Source organism: Acidovorax sp. 56, assembly GCF_002749705.1.
Classification (GTDB): domain Bacteria; phylum Pseudomonadota; class Gammaproteobacteria; order Burkholderiales; family Burkholderiaceae_C; genus Acidovorax.
This window is the reverse complement of the sequence record NZ_PEEV01000001.1, coordinates 3,863,198-3,879,137: the sequence shown is the minus strand read 5'-3', so window position 1 is coordinate 3,879,137 and position 15,940 is coordinate 3,863,198. Positions and strand designations below refer to the sequence as shown.

Annotated in this window: 12 protein-coding genes and 1 tRNA gene; 2 read left to right on the top strand and 11 right to left on the bottom strand. The window is 63.7% G+C overall.

All coding sequences use genetic code 11. The annotated features are described in order from the left end of the window. Positions 1-97: 97 nt before the first annotated feature. Positions 98-1,012 (top strand): NAD(P)-dependent oxidoreductase, encoded by a 915-nt coding sequence (locus tag CLU88_RS17220; protein WP_099657634.1) that lies wholly within the window; start codon positions 98-100, stop codon positions 1,010-1,012. 132 nt (positions 1,013-1,144) lie between these two features. Here CLU88_RS17220 and CLU88_RS17215 read toward each other — a convergent pair whose 3' ends face one another. The 3 genes from CLU88_RS17215 to CLU88_RS17205 form a co-directional block, all read right to left on the bottom strand. Further along, entirely contained in the window at positions 1,145-1,801 is a 657-nt protein-coding gene (locus tag CLU88_RS17215) for a BON domain-containing protein (RefSeq protein WP_099657633.1), read from the bottom strand. Continuing rightward, positions 1,798-2,400, bottom strand: coding sequence for an SIS domain-containing protein (locus CLU88_RS17210; RefSeq protein ID WP_099657632.1), 603 nt, complete (start codon positions 2,398-2,400; stop codon positions 1,798-1,800). The genes CLU88_RS17215 and CLU88_RS17210 overlap by 4 nt, the downstream gene beginning before the upstream one ends. Before the next feature lie 126 nt (positions 2,401-2,526). Beyond that, positions 2,527-2,955 carry a YraN family protein gene (locus CLU88_RS17205; protein WP_099657631.1) on the bottom strand — a complete coding sequence of 143 codons (429 nt, stop codon included), beginning with the start codon at positions 2,953-2,955 and terminating at the stop codon, positions 2,527-2,529. Between CLU88_RS17205 and rsmI the strand changes: the two genes are divergently transcribed. Further along, positions 2,955-3,887, top strand: coding sequence for a 16S rRNA (cytidine(1402)-2'-O)-methyltransferase (gene rsmI / locus CLU88_RS17200; protein WP_099657630.1), 933 nt, complete (start codon positions 2,955-2,957; stop codon positions 3,885-3,887). The two genes, CLU88_RS17205 and rsmI, sit on opposite strands and share 1 nt — an antisense overlap. Before the next feature lie 104 nt (positions 3,888-3,991). Here rsmI and CLU88_RS17195 read toward each other — a convergent pair whose 3' ends face one another. From CLU88_RS17195 to rpoC, 8 genes are all read right to left on the bottom strand, one after another. Beyond that, entirely contained in the window at positions 3,992-5,245 is a 1,254-nt protein-coding gene (locus CLU88_RS17195; protein ID WP_099657629.1) for an Hsp70 family protein, read from the bottom strand. A 228-nt stretch (positions 5,246-5,473) separates the two neighbouring features. After that, positions 5,474-5,549: transfer RNA gene (locus CLU88_RS17190), tRNA-Phe, on the bottom strand. Between the two features lie 53 nt (positions 5,550-5,602). Then, a complete protein-coding gene (locus CLU88_RS17185; protein ID WP_099657628.1) occupies positions 5,603-6,283 on the bottom strand; it encodes a response regulator in 681 nt (226 codons plus the stop codon). A 208-nt stretch (positions 6,284-6,491) separates the two neighbouring features. After that, a complete protein-coding gene (locus CLU88_RS17180; RefSeq protein ID WP_099657627.1) occupies positions 6,492-8,798 on the bottom strand; it encodes an ATP-binding protein in 2,307 nt (768 codons plus the stop codon). Beyond that, a complete protein-coding gene (locus CLU88_RS17175) occupies positions 8,795-9,331 on the bottom strand; it encodes a DUF4390 domain-containing protein (protein ID WP_099657626.1) in 537 nt (178 codons plus the stop codon). The genes CLU88_RS17180 and CLU88_RS17175 overlap by 4 nt, the downstream gene beginning before the upstream one ends. A gap of 73 nt (positions 9,332-9,404) precedes the next feature. After that, positions 9,405-10,853, bottom strand: a complete 1,449-nt coding sequence (gene rsmB / locus CLU88_RS17170) for a 16S rRNA (cytosine(967)-C(5))-methyltransferase RsmB (protein ID WP_099658965.1) — start codon at positions 10,851-10,853, stop codon at positions 9,405-9,407. A 152-nt stretch (positions 10,854-11,005) separates the two neighbouring features. Beyond that, positions 11,006-11,281, bottom strand: coding sequence for a hypothetical protein (locus CLU88_RS22870; RefSeq protein WP_143226041.1), 276 nt, complete (start codon positions 11,279-11,281; stop codon positions 11,006-11,008). A gap of 419 nt (positions 11,282-11,700) precedes the next feature. Next, positions 11,701-15,933, bottom strand: a complete 4,233-nt coding sequence (rpoC, locus tag CLU88_RS17160; RefSeq protein ID WP_099657624.1) for a DNA-directed RNA polymerase subunit beta' — start codon at positions 15,931-15,933, stop codon at positions 11,701-11,703. Positions 15,934-15,940 lie beyond the last annotated feature (7 nt).

Genomic DNA, 15,940 nt, shown 5'->3' with positions numbered 1-15,940 from the left:
ACGCCACCGGTGGCCGGGCAAAGCCCGCTCCACGGTGGCACTGGCAAGTGCACGCCCAATGCGGGCTTTTCTTTTTGATCCATCTTCCTTTATTGCCATGCCAAGCACCAATCCCCGCAACTACGACGCCACCCCTTCCCGCAAAGTCGCCTTCCTGGGCTTGGGGGTGATGGGCTACCCCATGGCTGGTCACCTTGCGCTGGCGGGGCATGAAGTCACGGTCTATAACCGTACCGCTACAAAATCCATAGCTTGGTGCGCCGAATACGCAGGCGCCAAGGCCCCCAAACATGCAGCAACCCCGCGCGAGGCGGCGGCGGGTGCCGACATCGTGTTCTGCTGCGTGGGTAACGACAATGACCTGCGCTCCGTCACGCTGGGTGCGGATGGCGCCTTTGCAGGCATGCAGCCTGGGGCCATTTTTGTGGACCACACCACGGCATCTGCTGAAGTGGCGCGCGAGCTGTATGCAGCAGCCCAGGCACTGGGCCTGGCTTTTGTCGATGCCCCCGTGTCCGGCGGCCAAGCCGGTGCGCAAAACGGCCTGCTCACGGTGATGTGCGGTGGCGATACAGCGGCCTTTGAGGCCGTGCAACCCACGGCCATGGCGTTCTCGCGCGCGTTCACTCTGCTGGGCACCAGCGGCGCGGGGCAACTGGCCAAGATGGTCAACCAGATCTGCATCGCGGGCCTGGTGCAAGGCCTGTCTGAGGCCGTGGCCTTTGGTCAAAACGCGGGGCTGGACATGAAGCAGGTGCTGGACGTGATTGGCAAGGGCGCCGCGCAAAGCTGGCAAATGGACAACCGTGGCAAGACCATGGTGGACGACAAGTTCGACTTCGGCTTTGCCGTGGACTGGATGCGCAAGGATCTGGGGCTGGTGCTGGATGAGGCCAAGCGCAATGGCTCACGTCTGCCCGTTACTGCCTTGGTGGACCAGTTCTATGCCGATGTGCAAAAAATGGGGGGCCAGCGCTGGGACACCTCCAGCCTGATCAAGCGCCTGAAATAAACAACCCCCGGTGTGCTGCCAGCACACCATGCGGTGCGGGCAACACGCCCCGCAGGCCTGCGCTGGCTCGGCAGCCCAGCGTTCAGGCCACCCACAAGGCGCGGGGCCTGTGGGCTTAATAAAACCGCTGCGTCAGTTGCGAGGGTACGAGGGCGCTGGCGCGTCCTGAATCACCGGTGCCGGGGCGATGTTGCGCAGCTCGTCCTCGGTGAGTGTTTCAAACACACGCACCACCTTGTTCACACCGCTCACGCCGCGCGCAATTTCGGTGGCGCGCTGCGCTTCGCGCGGGGTGACACGGCCCATCATGTAGACGATGTTGCGCTCCGTCACCACCTTGAAGGCGTTGGCAGACAGGTCTTTGGCATCCACCAGGCTGGCGCGCACCTTGCCGGTGATGAAGGTGTCGTTGGAGCGCTGGCCCAAGCTGGTGGTGGGCATGACGGCCAGGTCATTGACGACAGAGCGCACGTTCTCCACCCCCAGCACGATCTGCTCCACCCGCTGGCGGTCCTGTGCGCTGGGCACTTCACCCGTCAGCAGCACCTGGCGATTGAAGCTGGTCACGTTGACATGGCCACGGTCACCCAGGGCCTCATTGAGGCGATTGGCCGAGCGCAGCTCAATGCCCTCGTCCTCGACTTGGGTGCCCGTTGTGCGACGGTCCACCGCCATCATGGTGCCCATCACGGCACCGCCCACCACCAGGGGTGCGCATGCCGACAGGCCTGCGGCCAGCGCGGTAGCGGCCAGCACGGCGCAAAGAGTGCGGTTCAAGGTTTGCTTCATAGAGGAATCTCCTGGTCACCAAGTAGTTGGGCGTCCACACCGTCGCTCAGGCAGTGCAGCACCAAGGCATGCACCTCACGCACGCGCGCAGCGCGGTCATGGGGCACACAGATCGATACGTCCGTTTCGCGCAGCACGGTGGCCAAGCGCCCCCCGGTGCGGCCTGTCAGCACGATGACGGTCATGTCACGTTCGTGCGCGGCCTCGGTGGCCGACAGCAGGTTGGCATCGTTGCCCGACACCGACAGCGCCAACAACACATCGCCCGCCTGGCCCAGGGCTCGCACTTGGCGCGCAAACTGCTGCGACGACATGTCAGGGGCGCTGGCCGACGCGGTGAGCAAGGTGCTGTCGGTCGTGAGGGCGAGGGCCGCCAGCTCGGGCCGGTCGCGCTCAAAGCCCGCAACGCACAAGGCGGCAAACTGTTGCGCTTCGGCGGCCGAAGGGCCGTTGCCACAGGCCAGCACTTTGCCCCCGCTGGTGACGCACGCCAAAATGGCCTGAACGGCCGAGGCGATGGGTTGGCTCAAGACTTGCGCGGCCTGGTATTTCAGGTCGGCGCTGTCGATGAAGTGTTGTTGGATGCGTTGCTCAAGCATGAGGGCCCGATGATACCCGGCGGGTGTTACATCTTTTGTAGCAAAGGGTTGCCACGGGTAGGGCATTCAGCCCCAGTGCGGAGCAGTGCGCGCCCACCCGCAAACCCCAACGGGCGGACATGCACCTCACTGCGCATCAAAGGCCGCTTTGAGCCACTGCACCGAGTCTTCCAGCAGCACCGCATCAAACCGGCATGGTGGGGGCGATGCATAGCGCAGCAGGTAGTGGCGCGCGGCGTACACCACGCGCTGCTGCTTGGCAGCGCCAATGCTCGATGCCGCCCCACCAAACGCCCCACTGCTGCGGCTGCGCACCTCCACAAAGACCACGGTGCCATCGCGTTCGCGCATGACCAAGTCGATCTCACCACCGCCGCGCCCGGGCGTCCGATAATTGCGCTCCAGCAGCTGCAAGCCCTGCGCCTGCAAATAGGCCAGCGCCCGGTCTTCGGCCGCATTGCCGCGCTGGCGCGTAGTGCCCGCTGCAGGGCCAGTCGCCACCACAGCAACGCCCGCCAGAGCAGGCTTCACAGGCTTTTTTCCAAGGAATTTCATTGAGCGCATCTTTCGCAACAGCCCTGGCCGCCGCACACGATGCGGCCGCTGCGCAGCATTATCCGCAGGGCGCGCTGTACGTCGTGGCCACACCCATCGGCAACCTGGCCGACATCACCCTGCGTGCACTGCATGTGCTGCAGCTGGCCGACACCGTGGCCTGTGAGGACACACGCCACACCCAAGCCCTGCTGCGCGCCTACGGCATCGACAAAAGCGCGCACCAGCTGCTGGCCGTGCACCAGCACAACGAGGCTGAAGCTGCGCTGAACGTGGTGCAGCGCTTGCAGCAAGGCCAGCGTGTGGCCTATGTGAGCGACGCAGGTACCCCGGGCGTGAGCGACCCCGGCGCCCGCCTGGCGCAAGCGGTGCGCGAAGCAGGCCTGCGATCCGTCCCCCTGCCCGGCGCCAGCAGCATCACCACGGCGCTCAGCGCCGCAGGGGCGGTGGCCCACAGTGCAGAGCAAGGCGGCTTTGTGTTCGCGGGGTTCTTGCCCGTCAAACAGGCCGAACGTGCCGCCGCCGTGCAGGTACTGGCCGCAGAGCCCCGCTGCGTGGTGCTGCTGGAAGCCCCCCACCGCATCCAAGAACTGGCCGCCGCACTGGCACCGCTGGGCGAGCGCCCGGTGACGCTGGCACGCGAGCTGACCAAACAGTTCGAAGAAATCACCACCCAGCCCGCCCACGCCTTGACGGCATGGCTGGAAGGCGGCGCCCAGCGCTCACGCGGCGAATTTGTGGTGCTGCTGCACCCCGTGCCCGTGGCCAGCGACAACAACGGCGAAAGCCTGCGCGTGCTGCGCCTGCTGCTGCAGGAACTGCCCCTGAAAACCGCTGTGCGCCTGGCGGCCGAAGTGACCGGGGCATCGCGCAACGTGCTGTACGACACCGCCCTGGGCTGGAAGCGCGAGGCGGACGACGAAACGCCCTGAGCGTGGAGCACCCCAACGCGCAGGGGCTCAAAAAACAAGCCAAAATGGCTTCCAGCGCTTGATTAATAAGCGCTAGAAGCTATATTTTTAATAGCAAATTTCAGTTACGACGCAACGGCCAATCCCAAGGCCACGCCGCCAAACAGATCCCCCTCCACCTGCGCGGTGTCGGGGAAGGCCACCCGCAGCGCATGGCGCAGCGGGCGCAACGCGGACGAGCCTCCAGTGAGGTAGATGGCCTGCAAGTCGCTGGCCTGCAGCCCCGCCAGTTGCAGGCACTGCTGGGCACATTGCACCACCTGGGCCAGCGGAGACGTCAAATGCTGCGCAAGCCCCTCAGGGCTGACGCCGGATGCCAGCGCTGGCTCGATCCAGTCCAGCGCCACCGGGGCCATGGCATCGCTCACCGACGCGGCAATCTTGGCCTGCTCCATGGCATTGGCCAGCTTATGGCCAAAGCGCTCGTTCAACACCGTCATCAAGCGTGCATGCAGTTGCTGGTTGGCGTAGTCGGTGCGCAGGTTCTGCGCATCGCGCAGCGCTTTGGGCGAATACAGCCACTGGATCAAGTGCCAGGTTGAGAGGTCAAAAAACACCCGGCTGGGCACCTCCCGCCCACTGGCCCCCAGGTGCCTGAAGCCCAGCAATGGCATCAACAGCTCCAGGCTCAAGCGGCGGTCAAAGTCCGTGCCGCCCACATGCACCCCGGTGGTGGCCAGCACATCGCTGAGGCGATCGGCCCGCTGCATGCGCCCAGGCCCCAGTCGCACCACCGTGAAGTCCGAGGTACCGCCGCCAATGTCCACCACCAACACCACGGCTTCGTGGTCAATGCGCTGCTCATAGTCCAGCGCCGCCGCAATGGGCTCTAGCTGAAACGACACGTTCTCAAACCCGGCATCCAGGGCCGCTTGCCGCAGCGCGTCCTCGGCCTGCTGGTCGCGGGTGGGGTCGTCATCCACAAAGTGCACCGGGCGCCCCATCAGCACGCGCCCCGGCATGCCACCCAGCTCCGCCTGCGCCTTTTGCGCCAGCATGCGCAAAAAGAGACTGATCACGTCCTGGTAGCTGATCAGCTGGTTGTGCACCGCCGTTTTGTCCTGCAGCAGCGCGCTGCCCAGCAGGCTCTTGAGCGAACGCATCAAGCGCCCCTCCGTGCCCTCCAGGTACTGCGCAATCGCATCGCGCCCAAAGTGCGTGCGCTGCTCCTCGGTGTTGAAAAACAAGGCCGTGGGCAAGGTGCGCGCATCGCCTTCGAGCGAAATCATGCGCGCGGGGCCGCTGCCTTGGCGTACCGACATGGCCGAGTTGGAGGTACCAAAGTCGATACCGAGCGTGACATCCTGCAGGAGAGCCATCTTGAACCGTTGCTGTAGCAGGGCAAGGCGCGCAAGGCGCCGCCCAAGATAGAGAGAAAGCCAACGCACCCAACGCCCGGGCCACGCGGACGCCTCAATGGGCAAGACCAGCATCGACACCGAGGGGGACGGGACCACAAGCCTGCACCGCGGAGCACGGCCAGCCGGCCGCAAAGGCCTGTGTAATGTAAAAAGCCCCTGATCTTTTGGATCAAGGGCTTTTTGATTTGGTGGCCTGGGACGGAATCGAACCGCCGACACAAGGATTTTCAATCCTCTGCTCTACCGACTGAGCTACCGGGCCTGAGCCTCAAATTATAGCCAGAGAATTTGGCCAAAAAGAGGAATCTTCAAAAATTAATTGCGTTTTCCACGTCCGAGGTCCACGCCCAACTGGCGCAGCTTGCGGTAAAGGTGGGTACGCTCCAGCCCGGTTTTCTCTGCCACGCGCGTCATGGAGCCGCCTTCGCGTGCGAGGTGAAATTCAAAATACGCCTTCTCGAAACCATCGCGCGCTTCGCGCAAAGGGCGGTCCAGATCAAAGCCCTGGTGGGCATGGGGCCCACTGTCGCCCGCAGAGGCCACCACGATGGCCGCCATGGGCACCTGCGCGACGTCCACTACGGACTGTAGCGACACCGAAGCCACCGCTGCAGGTGCTGCATGGCGCGCGCTGTTGCGGGCCAGGCCCTGCTCCACGGCCTTGAGCAGCTTTTGCATGGTGATGGGCTTTTCCAGGAAGGAGAACGCCCCGATGCGCGTGGCCTCCACGGCCGTGTCGATGGTGGCATGCCCGCTCATCATGATGACGGGCATGGTCAGCACGCCTGCGGCAGCCCACTCCTTGAGCAGCGAGACGCCATCGGTGTCGGGCATCCAGATGTCCAGCAGCACCAGATCGTACTGGTTGGCCAAACGGGCAGCGCGGGCTTGGGTGGCGTTTTCCGCCAGGTCCACGCTGTGGCCTTCATCGTTCAGGATTTCGGACAACAGGTCGCGAATACCAAGCTCGTCGTCGACCACCAGAATATTTGCCATGTGTATTTTGAAGCGCCAAGGAATGCTGCGGTACGGTGTCGCGGAGGACGCTCTGCACAACTGGAAGCCAGCAGCGGGCCCGGCAGACGGTGCGGCTTGGGCTGTGACCGACCCCTGCTCCGACGGCGGGGCCAATGATGGCAAAGCGACACACCTGACTGCCCGAGGTGTGCACTAACACAGCCCGCAGGAGTTGTGCGGAGGCTTCCTAAGACGCCACCGCGGGTTCAGGGGCGAATGATAACGACACTTGCGCACCACGCAACACATCGCCGTCCATGCGATTGGACAGGTCGATGCGGGCGCCGTGCTCGTCGGCGATCTTTTTGACGACAGCCAAACCGAGCCCCGTGCCCCGGGCTTTGGTGGTGACGTAAGGCTCGAAAGCGCGCTGCAAAATGTGCGCCGGAAAGCCCGTTCCGCTGTCAGAAATGGTCAGCCGCACCCGCCCCGACGTCTCACTTACACGGGTAGAAATGCGCACTAAAAACTCGTCCGATCGGCCTTCCGCGCGTGCCTGCTCGGTGGCATCCTGGGCGTTTTGCAGCAGGTTGTGCACCACTTGGCGCAGTTGCTGCGCATCGCCTGCAATCCTTGGGCAACGCGGGTCCAGCTCGGCCTTCACGGGGACGGACGCGTTTTCCTCCCCATACAAATGCAGGACATCGGCGACCAGCGCATTGAGGTCGAGCGACTGCAACTCGGCGGCTGGCAGTCGGGCGTAATCACGGAACTCGTTGACCAGCCGCTTCATCGCATCCACCTGGTCCACGATGGTCTTGACCGACTTGGTGAGGATGGCCTGTTCGGGGGGCGGAACCTTGCCCGAGAGCTTCATTTCCAGCCGCTCAGCCGACAACTGGATGGGCGTCAGGGGGTTCTTGATTTCATGGGCCAGACGCCGCGCGACCTCGCCCCAAGCCTGCGCACGCTGGGCTGAAACAATCTCCGAAATGTCGTCAAAAACCAACAGTTGGGTGCCATCGGGCAGCTCCGCCCCCCGCGCAACCAAGCTGGTCGCGTGCTGCCCAGCACCGGAAGACGATGCGTGCAGCTCAAACGGCTGCTGCCAATGGTCCAGTCCGTGGTGGTCACGGTCGCCCAAAAATGCGGCAAAGTGGCGCTCCACCGCTGCAGCAAATTCGGCCAGCCCGGGCACCTCAGACAGTGGTCGCCCTTCGTAGGCGGCCATGGGGGCCCTCAAAATGCGGGTAGCCCCGGGGTTGGACGAGCGGATCAAGCCACGCTCACCCAGCACGATGACGCCTGCCGTGAGGTTGTCCAAAATGGTCTGCAGCTTGGAGCGCGAGGCGTCCACCTTGACCATGCTCTGCTCCACCGCCGTGCGGGCGTCGGCCAGTTGCTGCGTCATCAGGGCAAACGAGCGGGTGAGCCCCCCCAACTCGTCTTTGCCTTGCAATGCGGCCTTGGGGCTGAGGTTGCCTGCGGCAACCTCGCGCACGCCTTCGGCCAACACCAGCAGCGGCCGTGCCAATTGGTTGCCCAGCAAAACGGCCAGCAGCACAGCCCCAAACACGGCCAGAAACAAACTGAGCGTGAGTGTGCCCACGTACATGCGCCGCAACCCCCCGCGCGCCAGGGCGCGCTCCTGGTATTCGCGGTTGGCTTCCTGGACGTCAATGGCATTGGACACCAATGCCGGCGGCAGCGGCAGGGTGGCCTGCAAAAAGCGCGGCTCGGTCAGCAGGCCCAGCCCGGGGCTGGTGACCAGCACCAGTACCTTGACGCGGGCCATCTGCAGCGGGGCCGGATCCGTCAGGTCATCCAGCCCTTCGATTTGGCTGACAGAGCGTTGGTCGCGCACCGTGCGCAGCAAGCTGCTGCTGGGGCGCTCCGGGTTCAGGTTGAAGCGGGATTGCCCTGCACTGCCGATGGGCTGGCCCGCGGCGTTCCAAAGCACCACATCGGTGGCACCCAGTTGATCGCGCACCCGCTCCAGCATCAGCCCGGCGGAAGTGCTGGACACCTGCGCCACCTGCGCGCTGGCGGTCCGGGTCTTGGCGACCATGTCGGCGGCCTGCGATTCCAGCGACACCCGTGCCAGGTTGACCCCAGCCACCAGGGCCCCCTCCACTTTCACATCGAACCAGCTTTCGATGGACCGCGTGACGAACTGGTACGACACCACATAAATCAGCACCCCAGGCAGCAGCCCCACCAGACCGAAGATGGCAGCCAGCTTGACCAGCAAACGGCTGCCAAAACGGCCCTTGCGCAGCCGCAGGGCCAGCCGCACGGCAATCCACAGCAGCACCCCCAGCAGCAGCAGGGCCACCAGCACGTTCACGCCAAAAAGCCAGGCGTAGTTGCGCTCGTACAGGGCGCGGTTGTTGGTGGCCAGCGTCAGCAAGAAGAGCAGCACCATGCCGATGGCCACCATGGTGGCGGCCCCCACCCCCACGGCCCAGCGCACGGCCTTGGAAGCGCGGGCGGCGGTCTCCGCAGAGGCCGACGGAGCGGGGATGCCGCCCGATGCGGACGAAGGCTGGCTCATGGCAGAGCGTGGGGCGCGATGCGCTGGTTACGGGACACCAGCAGATTCCAGTCTGAGCGGCCCACGGCCCCAATCTGCAAGGGGCGGGGCAGCTGAGACATGTCGAGCCGAAAGCGCAGCTGCACGGTGTGCGCGGCATCAGGGTCGATCGCATCGGCATTGCCAATGCGCCAGCGCGAAACCCGGCGCATGGCAGAAAGGGCCTCGTCCAGGTCATCAAAATTCTGCCCCAGCACCACTCCCAGGCCGCTGTTGGTGAAGGGCACCGTCGAGGTGTTCAGGCGCCAGCGGCGGGTGAGCGGCTGGTAAGTGAGGCGCATGTAGCGTGTGGCTTCAGCCACCACGCGGTCTGACCAGTACCAACGGTCGCGCAGCACCTGGGCCTCCATCACGAAGAACATGGGAATCCCTTTGTTCAGGGCATCCTCGGCCAGGTCCGGCAAACTGAAGTTCAACGACGCGGCCAAATACAGCGCGTCATCGGCTCGCTCTACGCGCAGGCCGGGGGCCTCCGGTGCATCGGACTGCGCCATGACCGCTGCAGGCAGGGCAAACCACAGCGCCCAGCAGCACAGGAAAAGGCGCAGCCAACGAGCCAGGGGAGACTCATTGCGCTGATTTTTGCAACAGAGCGTAAAAAAATCCGTCGTGATCACCCAATGGATTGTCCGGGACAGCCTCAGCCTTGTCCCCGATTCGGGGAATTAAATGACCCGGCGAGGGTAGCAATCGTGCGTCGGTGTTGTGTGTAAGAAACGTTTGCATCTGCGCATCGCCCTCGGTCTTGAAGACCGAACAGGTGCAGTACAACAGGCGCCCACCGGGCTTGAGCAGGGGCCACAGCGCGGCCAGGATGCGTGCCTGCAACTGCGCCAACTGGGCCACGTCCGACTCGCGGCGCAGCCAGCGTACATCCGGGTGGCGGCGCACAATGCCCGAGGCGGTGCACGGCGCATCCAGCAAGATGGCATCAAAGGGCTGCCCGCCGCACTGCGACGCCCACCAGTCCTGCGGCCGGGCCGCGTCGGCCACCAGCACCTGGGCCGATAACCCCAAACGGGCCAGCGTGCCATGGATGCGCTCGCTGCGGGCAACATCCACCTCCAGCGCCGTGACCTGCAGAGCAGCACCGGCAGGGGCGTGCTCAAGCAAATGCGCGGTTTTACCTCCCGGTGCGGCGCAAGCGTCCAGCACCCGCAGGGGCTGCGTCAAATCCAGCCCCTGCAGCAGCAAAGGCGCCGCCTGCTGTGCGGCTGTGTCTTGCACAGACACCCAGCCGTCGGCAAAGCCCGGCAAAGCCTGCACAGGCACCGGCTGGGCCAGCTCCAGCCCATAGCCGCCCACCTCGTTTGCTACCAAATTAATAGCTTCTAGCGCTTGTTGATATTGCGCTAGCGTGCATTTTTGTTGATTAACGCGCAAAGCCATGGGTGCGTGGGCATTGTTGGCTTGCAGGATGCGTTCCCAGTCGCTGGGGTAATCCTGCTGCACCCGCCGAATCCACCAAGCCGGGTGATTCCAACGGGCCACGGGATCGGCATCGGTGGCGGCCACCAGGGCATCGCGCTCGCGCAGAAAGCGGCGCAGGCAGGCGTTGATGAACGGAGCCTGGCCCCGCGTGGCCTGACCGCGCTTGGCCGACTCCACCGCTTGGTTGACCAGGGTGAAAGGCTCGTAGGGTGCTGCCTGCGGGTCCCAGGCCAGGGCCAAGGCGGTGCACAGCAGCGCATCGGCGGCAGGTGGGGGCTTGCGGGCCACCAGTTGGCTGCGCAGGGCATCGGCCCGCCCCAACTGGCGCAGCACCTGAAACAGCAGCGCCTGCACCCCGGGGCGCAGACGGGGCTCCACCGCATCCACCGCCGCCGTTCCCGATTGCCCGCCGCGTATGGCCTGCAGCGCCTGGGCCACGGCCGTCAGCTGCAGCCACAGAGGCACGGGCACGCTTGTGCCAGGCGCCCCTCCTTGCGTGGACAAAGCGGGGGCTTTAGGCCGATCGGCCTTGGGTGCAGCGGCGGGGCGGGCAGGACGCGCAGGGCGTGGGGTGGGTGAGTTCATGGATTGGAGGAAAACAAAGCGGCACAGCAGGGCGCGCCATGGCAGGAAAAAAGGAGCCTTGCACACGCCCGCACACAATATGCAGGCACGCACAACATGGGTTCAAACGGAGAGCCGCCGGGGCACACCCAGCGGCGCCCATCGATACCCGCCTACAACGGCCTGAATCCCACCACACGGGCCAGCACGCTGGCGGGAAACTGGCGGATGGCACAAAGGTACGCCTGCGAAGCCTCTTCATAGCCCCGCTGCGCTGGCACCAGCAGCGCCTGCAGCTCGGCCCAGCGCGCCTGCCATGCGGCCACATCCCACTCAGAGACTGCAGCAGCCTGCATGGCATCGGCCCACGCATTTTGCAGCACTAGGCTCGCCTCTTGGGCGCTGGCATGCGGCTCTTGTGGTGACAAGGGGGCTTTGGCTGGCGACAAGGCTTTGTCCAATAGGTCGCTCGCAGCCAACAAAGCCTCAGTGTGCGCCTCAGGAACACCGCCAGGCTCTTGGGACACAGGCAAAGCTGGCGTGGGTCCAGCGGCCACCCAATCGCGCGGCAACTGCGCGCACCGCTTTTGCAGCCCGCGCAAGTGCACACCAGCGGCTTGCGCGGCGGACTTCAGGCGAACCAGACGGTTATAGGCCCCCAGTGACCAAAACACCAAGACAGCAACCAATATCCAGAACAGGGGGGACGACCACATACACCAGAGCTTGGCACCACCCCTTCAGGCGCGACGCGTGACAAGCAAATAAAAAGGTAAAGAGGGCAAACAGACAAAGCGGCGCGCCCATGAAAAACGCTCCCGGCCCGCCGGGAGGCAGGACGGGAGCGTTTTAGACGGCGCCCAAAGGCTTAGTCTGCAGCGGCGTCAGAGGCAGACACGCTGCTTTCTGATTCTGGCTCGTCCGCAGAGGCAGCCATTTCAGCCGCTTCGGCTTCGGCGATGGCGCGGCGCTCGGCGTCGTCCATGGCGTCCTTGGCCTTGCGTGCCTGGTGGTAAGCCATACCGGTACCGGCAGGGATCAGGCGGCCCACGATCACGTTTTCCTTCAGACCGCGCAGCTCGTCCTTCTTGCCCATGATCGCGGCTTCGGTCAGCACGCGGGTGGTTTCCTGGAAGGAAGCGGCCGAAATGAACGAGTCGGTGGACAGCGAAGCCTTCGTGATACCCAGCAGCAAGTTGCTGTAGGTCGCGGTGATCTTGCCCTCGGACTGCAATGCATCGTTGGTGTTCAGGATCTCGGAGCGCTCAACCTGTTCACCGCTGATGTAGTTGGATTCACCGACGTTCTCGACCACCACACGGCGCAGCATCTGGCGAACAATCACTTCAATGTGCTTGTCGTTGATCTTCACGCCTTGCAAGCGGTACACGTCCTGCACTTCGTCCACGATGTAGCGCGACAGCTCTTCGATGCCCAACAGGCGCAGGATGTCTTGTGGGTCGGCGGGGCCGTCCACAATCGATTCGCCCTTGTTGACCACTTGGCCTTCGTGCACCAGGATGTTCTTTTCCTTGGGCACGAGCTCTTCCCACACCTTGCCTTCAGGATCGGTGATCTGCAAGCGGACCTTGCCCTTGGTTTCCTTACCGAACGAAATGGTGCCGGTCATTTCTGCCAGCGTGCCCTTGTCCTTCGGAGTGCGGGCTTCGAACAGTTCGGCCACACGGGGCAGACCGCCGGTAATGTCGCGGGTCTTCTGACCTTCGACCGGGATACGGGCCAGCACTTCGCCGGGGCCCACGTCCTGGCCATCGCGCACCTGGATAAGCGCACCCACCTGGAAGCCGATGGTCACCGAGTGGTCGGTGCCAGGGATCTTCACTTCTTGGCCTTGGGCGTCGATCAGCTTCACTTGGGGGCGGACGACCTTGGCAGCGCCACGGCGCTTGGGGTCGATCACCACCAGCGTGGACAAACCGGTCACTTCATCGACCTGCTTGGCAACGGTGAGGCCTTCTTCGACGTTTTCGAACTTGGTCTGACCGGCGAACTCGGTGATGATGGGGCGCGTCAGCGGATCCCAGTTGGCGAGGATGGTGCCAGCCTTGATGGTCTGGTCAGCCTTCACCGTCAGGGTTGCACCGTAAGGCACCTTGTGGCGCTCACGCTCGCGGCCATGCTCGTCGTGGATGATGATTTCACCCGAACGCGCAATCACCACCAGTTCACCCTTGGTGTTGCTCACGTAGCGCATCGTGGCGTTGAAGCCGATCACGCCGTTGGACTTGGCTTCCACGCTCGATGCGATGGCGGCACGCGAAGCGGCACCACCGATGTGGAACGTACGCATGGTCAGCTGCGTGCCGGGCTCGCCGATGGACTGAGCAGCGATCACACCCACGGCTTCGCCGAGGTTGATCAAACCGCCACGGCCCAAGTCGCGGCCATAGCACTTGGCGCACAGACCGAAGCGTGTTTCGCAGGTCAGGGCCGTGCGCACCTTCACTTCGTCCACGCCCACTGCCTCGATCTCTTCGATCAGGTCTTCTTCCAGCATCGTGCCTGCAGGGATCAGGACCGAGCGGTTTTCAGGGTGCAGCACATCTTCCGCCGCTGTGCGGCCGAGGATACGGTCACGCAGCGATTCGATCACTTCACCGCCTTCAACGATGGCGCGCATCAGCGAGCCATTGGAAGTGCCGCAATCCTCTTCGGTCACTACCAAGTCCTGCGTCACGTCCACCAGGCGGCGGGTCAGGTAACCGGAGTTGGCCGTCTTCAGCGCCGTGTCGGCCAGACCCTTACGGGCACCGTGGGTGGAGATGAAGTACTCCAACACGTTCAGACCTTCGCGGAAGTTCGCGGTGATAGGCGTTTCAATGATCGAGCCGTCTGGCTTGGCCATCAGACCCCGCATACCGGCCACCTGACGGATCTGGGCTGCAGAGCCACGGGCGCCGGAGTCGGCCATCATGTAGATGGAGTTGAAGGATTCCTGGTCCACCTCGTTGCCATGGCGGTCCATCACCTTTTGCTTCGAGAGCTGGGCCATCATCACCTTGGACACGTCGTCACCGGCTTTGCCCCAGATGTCCACCACCTTGTTGTAGCGCTCGCCAGAGGTGACCAGACCGGAGACGTACTGCTGCTCGATCTCTTTCACTTCCTTTTCGGAGCGCTCAATGATGCCGGCCTTCTGTGGAGGCACCAGCATGTCATCGATACAGATAGAGATACCAGCGCGGGTGGCCAGACGGAAACCGTTTTGCAGCAGCTTGTCGGCAAACACCACCGTTTCCTTCAAACCGCACTTGCGGAAGGACACGTTGATCAGGCGCGAGATTTCCTTCTTCTTGAGCGCCTTGTTCATGTTGGAGAACGGCAGGCCCTTGGGCAGAATCTCGGACAGCAGTGCGCGGCCCACAGTGGTTTCCACCAACGAGGTCGAGGGCACAAATTCGCCTGTGGCCTTGTCCTTGGTCCACTCGGTCATGCGCACCGTGATCTTGGCAGCCAGCTCGACTTGGCCAGCGTCCAGGGCACGCTGCACTTCACCGGTGTCAGCGAACACCAGGCCTTCGCCCTTGCCGTTGATACGGTCACGGGTGGCGTAGTACAGGCCCAGCACCACGTCCTGCGATGGAACGATGGAGGGTTCGCCCGATGCGGGGAACAGCACGTTGTTGGAGGCCAGCATCAGCGTGCGGGCTTCCATCTGCGCTTCCACCGACAGCGGCACGTGAACAGCCATCTGGTCACCGTCGAAGTCGGCGTTGAAGGCCGCGCAGACGAGCGGGTGCAGCTGGATGGCCTTGCCTTCGATCAGGATAGGTTCAAAGGCCTGGATGCCCAAACGGTGCAGCGTAGGCGCACGGTTCAGCATCACGGGGTGCTCTTTGATGACCTCTTCCAGGATGTCCCACACCACGGGGGTGCCGGATTCGACTTCCTTCTTGGCGGCCTTGATCGTCGTCGCGATGCCCATGGCTTCCAGGCGCGAGAAGATGAAAGGCTTGAACAGTTCCAGCGCCATCAGCTTGGGCAGACCGCACTGGTGCAGCTTGAGCGTTGGGCCCACGGTAATCACGGAACGACCGGAGTAGTCCACGCGCTTACCCAGCAAGTTCTGGCGGAAACGGCCCGACTTGCCCTTGATCATGTCGGCCAGCGACTTCAGAGCACGCTTGTTGGCGCCCGTCATGGCCTTGCCACGGCGACCGTTGTCCAGCAGCGAGTCCACGGCTTCCTGCAGCATCCGCTTTTCGTTGCGGGCGATGATTTCAGGGGCCTTCAGCTCCAGCAGGCGGCGCAGACGCGAGTTGCGGTTGATGACGCGGCGGTACAGGTCGTTCAGGTCAGACGTGGCAAAGCGGCCGCCGTCCAGCGGCACCAGCGGACGCAGGTCCGGTGGCAGCACGGGCAGCACTTCGAGCACCATCCACTCGGGCTTGATGCCCGACTTCTTGAACGCTTCGAGCACCTTCAGGCGCTTGGCGTTCTTCTTGACCTTGACTTCGGAGCCGGTCAGGTCACCGCGCAGGCGTTCGATCGACAGGTCAATGTCGATGGATTCCAGCAGGTCCTTGATGCCTTCGGCGCCCATCTTGGCGATGAACTCGTCGCCGTATTCCTTGCGCTTGGCGTCATAGTCGTCCTCGGACATGATGCTGAACTTCTTCAGCGGCGTCATGCCAGGGTCGGTCACCACGTAGGCTTCAAAGTACAGCACGCGTTCGATGTCGCGCAGCGTCATGTCGAGCACCAGGCCCAGACGCGAAGGCAGCGACTTCAGGAACCAGATGTGGGCGCAAGGCGCGGCCAGATCAATGTGGCCCATGCGCTCGCGGCGCACCTTGGTCTGCGTGACTTCAACGCCGCACTTCTCGCAGATCACGCCGCGGTGCTTCAAACGCTTGTACTTGCCGCACAGGCATTCGTAGTCCTTGATGGGGCCAAAGATCTTCGCGCAGAACAGACCGTCGCGCTCGGGTTTGAACGTGCGGTAGTTGATGGTTTCAGGCTTCTTCACTTCGCCGAAAGACCACGAACGGATCTTTTCGGGCGAAGCCATGCCGATGCGGATGGCATCGAAATGCTCGTCCGGCGTGAATTGCTTGAACAGGTCGAGTAGCGATTTCATAGTGACT